This is a genomic window from Sulfurimonas sp. (genome assembly GCF_016744025.1).
Classification (GTDB): Bacteria; Campylobacterota; Campylobacteria; order Campylobacterales; family Sulfurimonadaceae; genus Sulfurimonas.
Genome location: NZ_JADGFC010000049.1, coordinates 589 through 9,225 on the forward strand (window position 1 = coordinate 589; position 8,637 = coordinate 9,225).

Consider the following 8,637-nt stretch of genomic DNA (forward strand, 5'->3'; position numbering starts at 1 on the left):
TGTGAAGATGAAACATCCATAATATCTCCTTTTTGTGTTTATTGACCTATTATATACCTAATTTGTTTTAATGTTTATTAAAAATATATGCTAAAATTCTTTCATGAATAAACAAACTAAAAAAGCATTGTGTGTAATGAGCGGTGGAATGGACTCAACTCTTAGCGCATATATGATGAAAAACAGCGGTTATGAAATAATTGCTTTACACTTTAATTATGATCAAAGAACACAGACTAAAGAACTTGAATGTTTTACAAAAATATGTAATGATTTAGATGTTCTTGAGAGGTATATACTTGATCTTGACTTTTTTAAACAGATAGGTGCTTCTGCACTTACTGATAAAAATATAGAAGTCCCAACTGATGGTATAGAAGAAAGTGTTCCAATTACTTATGTACCATTTAGAAATGGGATATTTTTAAGTATGGCCGCTGCTATTGCAGAAAAAGAAGGGGCACAAGTTATTAGTATCGGTGTAGTTGAGGAAGATAGCAGTGGTTATCCAGATTGTAGAGAATCATATATAAAGAGCATGCAAAAGTCCATAAATCTTGGTACAAAAGATGAAACAAAAATAGAGATTAAAATGCCTTTAGTGCATCTAAAAAAGTCTCAGATCGTTCAAAAATCACTAGAACTAAATGTTCCCTTGCATCTTACTTGGAGTTGTTATAAAAATGAAAATAAATCGTGTGGAGTTTGTGATAGTTGTAGACTTAGATTAAATGGATTTAAATTAGCTAGAGTAGCAGATCCAATTGAGTACGAATGAAATAATTTTTAAAGACCTTGGTATTATTCATATTATAAAGCCAAGGTTGAAAAATAGCTATGTACGTGTAAATGAAGATTATAAAGTAATTTTAACTACTTCTAAAGTCTCCAAATCATATGTAGAAGAGTTATTAATTGAAAAAGAAAACTGGATAAGAAAACAAATCCTAAAGAGAAAACAGAATCCTCCAGTTCAAATAAATCTTGAAGATGAAGTTTTATTATTTGGAGAGATTTATAGTGTAGATTCTGATGAAGCTTCAGAACTTAGGGCTCTTTTAAATAGACTTAGAATAGTAAATAAAAAAAATATACTTAGATGCTACGATGATTTTTATAAGATTTTTTCTCAAAACTATTTAACTCTAAGAACACAACATTTTGCTCAAATTATGAACTTAAAATACAAAGAGATAAAATTTAAAAAGATGCGAAGTAGATGGGGAAGTTGTAATTCAGATAGAGTTATTACTTTTAATACTGCTCTTATTAAACTAACAAAAGAGCAAATTGATTATGTTGTGGTGCATGAGTTAGCTCATTTAGTACATATGAACCACTCAAAGCTTTTTCACAATTTAGTTGATATCTACTTTGCAGACTCCAAAAGAGTTAGACAAGAGATTAAAAATAGACAAAATTTTACTCTGTAGAAGCTTCAAAATACTCTTCATGATATCTGCTTGAAGGTGACCATAGCATCCAACCACTTGCATTTACATCATCTGCAGCTCTTATTTGCTCTCTTATTTCAAACTTTTTGTAATGCTTTTTTGTATGAGCATAATCTTTAAAATATTGTAACCAAGGTCTTACACGTTTTGGGTCTATAATAGGTTTAATATGTTTGATACTTCTGTAAATAACCTCATAAGGGTGCTCTGCTGGATTATCAAAATGAAATGAACCGCTTGCAAATCCTGAAGGATATAGCATTGGAGAAATGTAATCGCTATGCTTTGAGAGAGACTCGATAGTTTGACCTATACCTGTGTCACCTTTTTCCCAACAAATATTTCCATAAGTATCCACAGAGATAAATACTCCATATTTTCTGAGTCTATTTTTAGCTGAATCTAAAAAACTCTCTATCGCCTTTACTCGATTTTCTTGATTGCTTTCTTTTTTTAGTTTTAGTCCGGATTTAGCAGGAAATCTTATATAGTCAAAGTTGATTTCATCAAAACCAACATTTGCCGCTTCTTCGGCAATAGCAATTGTATACTTATGACTTCTCTCATCAAAAGGATCTACCCAAGCCATATTATCATGGTTTCTCCAGATAGTACCATCTTCTTTTTTAATCGCGTAATCTTCATTGTTTGACGCTTGAAGTTCATCTTTAAACACAGCTAATCTAGCAATCATATAAATATTTTTAGACTTCATTATTTTCATGAAGTATTTTATATCTCCTATGGTTCTCTTCTTGTAAGCACCATATTCGTTAGCCTGCTTAAATGAAGTTCTAAATGAAGTTGATCCATACTCATTTTTAACATCCACTACAATCGTATTTATTTCTGTATTTTCTATAATATTTAAGACTCTTTTTATAGTTTTAGAATGTATATTTGCACCCCAAAAAGTAAGATAAAGAGCTTTTATCTTTATAGGTTCTACTTTGATAGTTGAAATATTTATATCCGAAGAAAATGTATATGGTTTATATCCATAAGCTTTTACATGGTAGTTTTTTTCTTTAGTATTTATAGAAAAAGTACCATTTATATCTGATGTAACACTTTTTAAGGAGTCGCTTATTATCGCTTTATCTATTGGTAATAAAGTGTTTTTGTCAATTATAGTGCCTTCATAAGACGCAAGTAGCAGTGTTTGAAGTACAGCATAGATAAAGAGAAGTTTTTTCAAGTATGTTCCAATAGTTTATGTTTGTCACTAAAAGCAAATATCATGCCTTTAATGTAAAAATGGGATTATACTTTATCTCTCATTTAGAAAGTAACGAAGAGTAGTAATTAGGCGCTTTTATAGTGCCGATTATTGCTAATAATCATCTTCTTCTTCACTATCGTAGATAGCAAATTTAAGAGCTTCACACGAGGCTTGAACTGTTTGAGCCTTTAACTCTTCAAAACTAATTTCTTTTTCTTGGATATAAGTTTTTAATTCTTCTGTTGTATCTAAATTGAAACATTTTAATACAGCTTCATCTTCTTTATTCATTTCTTCATATCTAATTAAATAATTTTCTAAGTCATTACACTCTAAAAGTGATTTCATGTTTTTATCAAATGGCTCATGCTTTTCTTTTGCTTCAGTTGCAGCATCTTCATCCGTTTCATCAAGTCGTTCTTGCATTTCTTTGTATATATCATTAATATTTGTCAAATTTTTACCTTTTATTTTATATTATTTTTTCAGATGTAACTATTACACCATCAGTGTCTGCATAGAGATAATCTCCATTTTTAAAGCCAATGCCACCAAAAGATAGATGAACATCTCTTTCACCCTCTGTAACTGGAATATACTTTCTAGGACAAGTTCCAAGAGCATATAGAGCTACCGGAATATTTTTTATCTGGAATGTATCTCTAATGTATCCATTAACTATGATTCCAGCGTAATTGTTTTTGTGTGCAAATTTCATAAGATTTTCACCAACAACAGCAAAATATTCTTCTCTTACATCTACAACAACAACTTTTCCTTCTCCATCTTCATCACGAAGAAGTTTAATAAGTTCTGAATTGTTTTTATCTAGTTTAACTGTAACTACTTCACCTTGACACTTATCTGCCCCACCATAATTTTTATACTCTGGGTCAAGTACAAGTGCTTTATCACTATGCTCATCACAGATGTCTGCTGTAAAAAAGTCCATTTTCGTCCCTTATTTCTTCAATTGTAAATGTATTCTAGCACCTTATAACCTTATTTTTACATAAACTTTGGTATCTTTACATTCATAAAAGACATTAGGTAAGCAATAGATGAAAGTAGTAACAGGCGTTGTTGGAAATGACATACATGTTGTAGCAAATAGATTGATAGAACTTTCACTACATGCACGAGGATTTGAAGTTTTTAACTTAGGTGTTAACACTTATTTAGAAGAATTCTTTGATGCAGTAGTTGAAACAGGAGCTGATATACTTCTTATATCTTCACTAAACGGTGAAGCAGAGGGGTGGAGTAGAGAGATTAAACTACTAAAATCAAAATACAAGAACTTAGAAAATCTTGTAATGGTTATTGGTGGAAACTTGGTTGTTGGAAGTGCAGATGCAGATACGATAGTTCCTAAATACAAGAACTACGGATTTGATTTAGTTTTTCACCAAGTTGATTTAAGTACAGGACTTGATACATTAGAAGAGTTTTTAAAAGAGAGAAATAAATAATGAGTTTACTCCAAGAAGAGAGAGAAATAATTCTAGGAAACGAGTATGTAGACAACTTTGACTTCGCAGAAGTTGAAGAGTTTGTTAAAAATGCAAGTAAAGATCTTTTTATATCTCATCACTTTAAAACAAAAAATAAGATGCTAGTCCAACCTCGTGGTGGTTTCCCTACATATAAGAAACAGTTTGCTCTAAATGAATTTTTTGTAGAAGCAAATGTAGATGTTCTACCTCTTACTATCGACTCAAACACAAGACTTAACGACTATGCAACAGCGAAGAAGATGCTACGTCTAAGTGAAGAGAATGAAGTAGATATGCTAAATGGTTACCCTCTAGTAAATCACGGTTACAGAAATACTAGAAAAATGGTTACTCACTTTAACAAGCCTGTAAGTCTACGTCATGGTACACCAGATGCAAGGCTTCTTATTGAGACTGCTATTGCATCTGGTATTTTTGAGATTGAAGGCGGGCCTATTACTTATCTCTTGCCATACTCAAAGAACTTTCCTCTTGACAAAGCTTTCCTTTACTGGAAGTATGTAGAAAAAGTTTGCGCAAACTACTCACTTCTTAACGAGCCAATAAACAGAGAGTCATTTGGACCTCTTACAGCTACTTTAGTTCCTCCTGCTATTACTATTGTTATTCAGCTTCTTGAGATGCTACTCTCACTAGAAGAGGGTGTTAAATCATTCTCTGTTTCTTTTTCTCAAACAGGTTCTATGAACCAAGACATCGTTATGGGTGCAGTTATTAAAAAGCTTGCAAAGCACTATGCAGAGCAAATTAACTGTGGAGACGCTTCTATAAATCTTGTTTATCACCAATGGATGGGAGCTTTCCCAACTAACAAAGATTTTGCAGAGCAACTAATCAATATGTCTACTGTTATAGCATCTATGGTTGGTGCCAATAAGATTATTACTAAAACAAGAGAAGAAGCTTCTGGAATACCTACTAAAGAAGCGAATGCAAAAACTGTTGCAAATACTCAGTACACTCTTGGCATCTTAAACGGTCTTCCAAACATCGTAGATAAGGAAGAAGAAGAGATTATGACTCTTGAAGTTCATGCTATCATGGAAGCTGTGTTTAACGACCCTGCGGACACTCTATGGAGAAAAGTATTTAACTCTATTAAAAATGGAATTATAGATGTACCTTTCTCTCCACATATTATAAACCATAGTGAGATGATAACAATTAGAGATGCAAAGAAAAATATTAGAATCATAAAAAGAGGAAATGTACCTATTCCTGATCGTTGTTTTGAGTATGAAAAAGCTCAGTGTGACCTTACTAAAGACACTACAAGCATCGTAAATGATATTATCCATGACATAGGGATTATGCAATGAGTAAAATGAATGACAAACTTTTAATAGATGTAGGAAGTACTTACTTCAAGCTATGTACGCCTACGAGTATAGAGCAGCATCTAAGAGACTTTAACAAAGGTATCTTAGACGACTTGAAATACAAATGCGGTAGTACAATCGATAGTTATGAAAAAGATGACGTACATATCTGTTCATCTGCAAACGGTGGTTTAAGTACACTTATCATTGGTCTTACGAACTCATTTTCATTGAAGTACGCTAAAAATATAGCTTTTAACTCTGGTATCAATATTATTGAGACAGTTATGTATCAAAATATACAAGAGTACTCTATTCCAAGTGATACTATAGATGTAATAATCATTGTTGGAGGAATAAACTCTAACTCAAATATTTTTAGCTCAGATTTATATAGTTACTTAAATAAACTAAACTACTCTAATATAGTATATGTAGGTAGTGAGACACAAGCTCCAGCGTTAAAAGAAAATATAGAAAATACTGTCATATTACCTAATATCATTGATAATAAGCTTCATATAATTGAAGAAAATCTAAAAGTTTACCTTACAAATCTTTATCAAGAAGATATAGTTGGAAAAGAAGATATTAAACATCTATATGACATTACTTCAAACCAAATATATTCGACTCCATATATAGTAAATAAGACGCTACCTATCATTCACACGAAGTTTGCAGTGGTAAATCCATATATACTTATAGATATTGGTGGAGCTACTACAGATATTCATTATTCTAAAGACTTAGTTGATGATAATATAGTAACTGAGAATGAATATGACAGATTAGTATTTAAAAAACTTGGTGTTTATAAATCAAAAGAGTCTCTTATATTTGCTGCACAAAATAATGAGTTTGTTTATGAACTTTTAACACACTTGAAAGTTACAGAAAATATTTTCCAAGAGCAGAGCCAAAAAGCAACTAAGGTACTTATGCAGTTAGCTATTTTTCTTGTTCTTTGTAAAATGTCACACTATAAACAGGCATATGTTAATCTAAAATTATTATCTATCAACTCAATTGTATTAACAGGTGGTATTACAAAAGTTCTATCGTCACAAGAGATTGAAGATATTATCTCATTTTTCTACAAAAAAATACTAAACTCAGAGCATAATCCAGTAACTATCCTAGATTCAAACTACGATATCTGGACTCTTGGGGCAAAAGGAAAGTAACATGTCAATAAACTGTATAAGAACTTTAATAGAAGATGCAGCGCAGACTCATAGTGACAAAATAGCATTAGTTTATAATGAAAAAACTATTACTTACTCTGAATTATTTACAAAAGTAAATCAGGTTGCTTATTACTTAAAAGAACTTGATCTTCCTAAAGACTCAAGAGTTGGAATTTATTCAAGTAAAGGACTAGAGCAAGTTATTGCAATACTTGCTATTTTGTCTACTGATTACATATATGTACCTTTGACTAAACTTCTTAAACCAGAACAAGTTGAGTATATTATTAATGACTGTGACATTAAGTGTATAATAACTGATAAACTAAAACTACAAAGTATAGAAGAGATTAATTTTAGTGGTCATATTATTTCATATGAAACGGCAGGTAAGGAAATAGCATCTTTTGAAGAAATCTTTAAATACTATAACAAGCCTTATGTTTGTGATATAAATGGACATTCAAATGCTCTTATAACTTACTCATTTGGTATGAGTGGAACTCCAAAAGGAATCGTGATTTCTCATAGAAACCTTATTGATTCTGCTAGAGTTGTTTCTCAGTATTTAGACCTAAAAGAAGAAGATGTTATCTCTGGTCTACTTGTATTTAATCTTGACTATGGACTCAACCAAATCTTTTGTTCTCTTTATAAAAGAGCTACTTTAGCTATACATAGATTTATACTACCAGAGGACTTTTTTAATCATCTTATTAATGATAAAATAACTGTTATACCTCTTATGCCTGTAAATATTACGCAGATGTTTGATGAAGAGATGAGCAGAATTCCTAATCCTGAGCTTTTTGATGCTGTTAAAACTATAACTTCATCTGGTGGGAATGTAACTGCTAAGATGATAAGTGAGTGTAAAAAAACTTTTAAAAATGCTTCTTTTTACTCTATGCATGGTCTTACAGAAGCTTTTCGCTCAACTTACTTAGATCCATCACAGGTTGAGATAAGACCTGATTCTATTGGTAAAGCAATTCCTGACGTTGAATTATATGTTATTAATAAAGAGGGCAAAGAGTGTGCTGTACGTGAAGTAGGGGAGTTAATTCATAGAGGTGGATACATCTACAAAGGTTTTTGGAATGCACCGGAGCAAAATGCTGAAAGATTTAAATCAATCCAGATACTAAAAGATGTTATAAACCTAGAGGGACAGCTAACAGATGAAATAGTTGTTGCTACGGGTGATTATGTTTATAAAGATGAAGAGGGTTATTTTTACTTCGTTTCAAGACATGACAATATGATAAAAACAAGAGGATTTAGAGTATCTCCATATGAAATAGAATCAGTTGTATCTAGATGCTTACCTCAGATAGAGCAGTGTGCAGTTTTTTCAATTGATAATGAGCTTATAGAAGAAGAGATAGTAATGGTTTATTCTGCACCAAGTGAGATACCTCCAAAAGAAATACTTTTTGAACTTAAAAAACATCTAGCATCTTATATGCTACCAAGTAGAGTCATCTATAAAAAGTCTCTTCCATTGGTTCAAAGTGATAACAATCAAATTAATAAGGATGAGTTGAAGAGAGAGTTGTCGGAGAATTAGTGTATCTCTGTTAAGGATTAAGGTTATTCTAATATTTATACATCCATAATAAGTTAATAGTCAGTTTTATCTGATAATTAACTTATTAGGACGTATTTATGACAAATCATGGAATTGATATATTAATGTTACCTACATTTATTGAATTAAGCGCAGGAGCCATTGTATTTGCATTTGCAGTAAAATTAATATTTGAAGATTCAACATTTGAGTATCTTAAGATAATGTCAACAATAGTATTATTAACTTTTACAATTATATTTTCAACAGAATTATATAAAGTAGAAAAAATATATGAACTCAAAAATAGAATTATTACTATCAAAACTTCATCATTGGCTCAAATTGAACAAAATGAATATATT

General features: G+C 31.1%; 10 protein-coding genes. 7 read left to right on the forward strand and 3 right to left on the reverse strand.

The window, feature by feature from the left end; genetic code table 11:
- Nucleotides 1–103: 103 nt before the first annotated feature.
- Both queC and QZZ48_RS08405 read left to right on the forward strand, forming a co-directional pair.
- The gene (queC, locus tag QZZ48_RS08400) at nt 104–778 is read left to right on the forward strand and encodes a 7-cyano-7-deazaguanine synthase QueC (RefSeq protein ID WP_294964300.1); all 675 of its coding nucleotides are present in this window, start codon (nt 104–106) and stop codon (nt 776–778) included.
- The gene (locus QZZ48_RS08405; protein ID WP_294964303.1) at nt 765–1,433 is read left to right on the forward strand and encodes a SprT family zinc-dependent metalloprotease; all 669 of its coding nucleotides are present in this window, start codon (nt 765–767) and stop codon (nt 1,431–1,433) included. The genes queC and QZZ48_RS08405 overlap by 14 nt, the downstream gene beginning before the upstream one ends.
- Here QZZ48_RS08405 and QZZ48_RS08410 read toward each other — a convergent pair.
- From QZZ48_RS08410 to rraA, 3 genes are all read right to left on the reverse strand, one after another.
- Entirely contained in the window at nt 1,423–2,652 is a 1,230-nt protein-coding gene (locus QZZ48_RS08410) for a putative glycoside hydrolase (protein ID WP_294964306.1), read from the reverse strand. The two genes, QZZ48_RS08405 and QZZ48_RS08410, sit on opposite strands and share 11 nt — an antisense overlap.
- 135 nt (nt 2,653–2,787) lie before the next feature.
- The gene (locus tag QZZ48_RS08415; protein ID WP_294964309.1) at nt 2,788–3,132 is read right to left on the reverse strand and encodes a hypothetical protein; all 345 of its coding nucleotides are present in this window, start codon (nt 3,130–3,132) and stop codon (nt 2,788–2,790) included.
- 16 nt (nt 3,133–3,148) lie between these two features.
- Entirely contained in the window at nt 3,149–3,628 is a 480-nt protein-coding gene (gene rraA, locus QZZ48_RS08420; RefSeq protein WP_294964311.1) for a ribonuclease E activity regulator RraA, read from the reverse strand.
- Between the two features lie 109 nt (nt 3,629–3,737).
- On the opposite strand from rraA, the gene glmS reads away from it, so the two are divergent.
- From glmS to QZZ48_RS08445, 5 genes are all read left to right on the forward strand, one after another.
- Nucleotides 3,738–4,148 carry a methylaspartate mutase subunit S gene (glmS, locus tag QZZ48_RS08425; RefSeq protein ID WP_294964314.1) on the forward strand — a complete coding sequence of 137 codons (411 nt, stop codon included), beginning with the start codon at nt 3,738–3,740 and terminating at the stop codon, nt 4,146–4,148.
- Nucleotides 4,148–5,512, forward strand: a complete 1,365-nt coding sequence (locus tag QZZ48_RS08430) for a methylaspartate mutase (protein WP_294964316.1) — start codon at nt 4,148–4,150, stop codon at nt 5,510–5,512. The genes glmS and QZZ48_RS08430 overlap by 1 nt, the downstream gene beginning before the upstream one ends.
- Nucleotides 5,509–6,699, forward strand: coding sequence for a glutamate mutase L (locus QZZ48_RS08435; protein WP_294964319.1), 1,191 nt, complete (start codon nt 5,509–5,511; stop codon nt 6,697–6,699). The genes QZZ48_RS08430 and QZZ48_RS08435 overlap by 4 nt, the downstream gene beginning before the upstream one ends.
- Before the next feature lies 1 nt (nt 6,700).
- Nucleotides 6,701–8,272: an AMP-binding protein gene (locus QZZ48_RS08440; RefSeq protein WP_294964322.1), complete on the forward strand. Its 1,572-nt coding sequence runs from the start codon at nt 6,701–6,703 to the stop codon at nt 8,270–8,272.
- A 98-nt stretch (nt 8,273–8,370) separates the two neighbouring features.
- Nucleotides 8,371–8,637 (forward strand): hypothetical protein (locus QZZ48_RS08445; RefSeq protein WP_294964324.1); only part of this gene is annotated, 267 nt, incomplete at its 3' end.

What these genes read in the sequence shown, in the direction of transcription:
- queC (WP_294964300.1), top strand. Translation starts at nt 104, where the DNA reads ATGAATAAACAAACTAAAAAAGCATTGTGTGTAATGAGCGGTGGAATG.
- rraA (WP_294964311.1), bottom strand. Translation starts at nt 3,628, where the DNA reads ATGGACTTTTTTACAGCAGACATCTGTGATGAGCATAGTGATAAAGCA.
- glmS (WP_294964314.1), top strand. Translation starts at nt 3,738, where the DNA reads ATGAAAGTAGTAACAGGCGTTGTTGGAAATGACATACATGTTGTAGCA.
- QZZ48_RS08430 (WP_294964316.1), top strand. Translation starts at nt 4,148, where the DNA reads ATGAGTTTACTCCAAGAAGAGAGAGAAATAATTCTAGGAAACGAGTAT.
- QZZ48_RS08435 (WP_294964319.1), top strand. Translation starts at nt 5,509, where the DNA reads ATGAGTAAAATGAATGACAAACTTTTAATAGATGTAGGAAGTACTTAC.
- QZZ48_RS08440 (WP_294964322.1), top strand. Translation starts at nt 6,701, where the DNA reads ATGTCAATAAACTGTATAAGAACTTTAATAGAAGATGCAGCGCAGACT.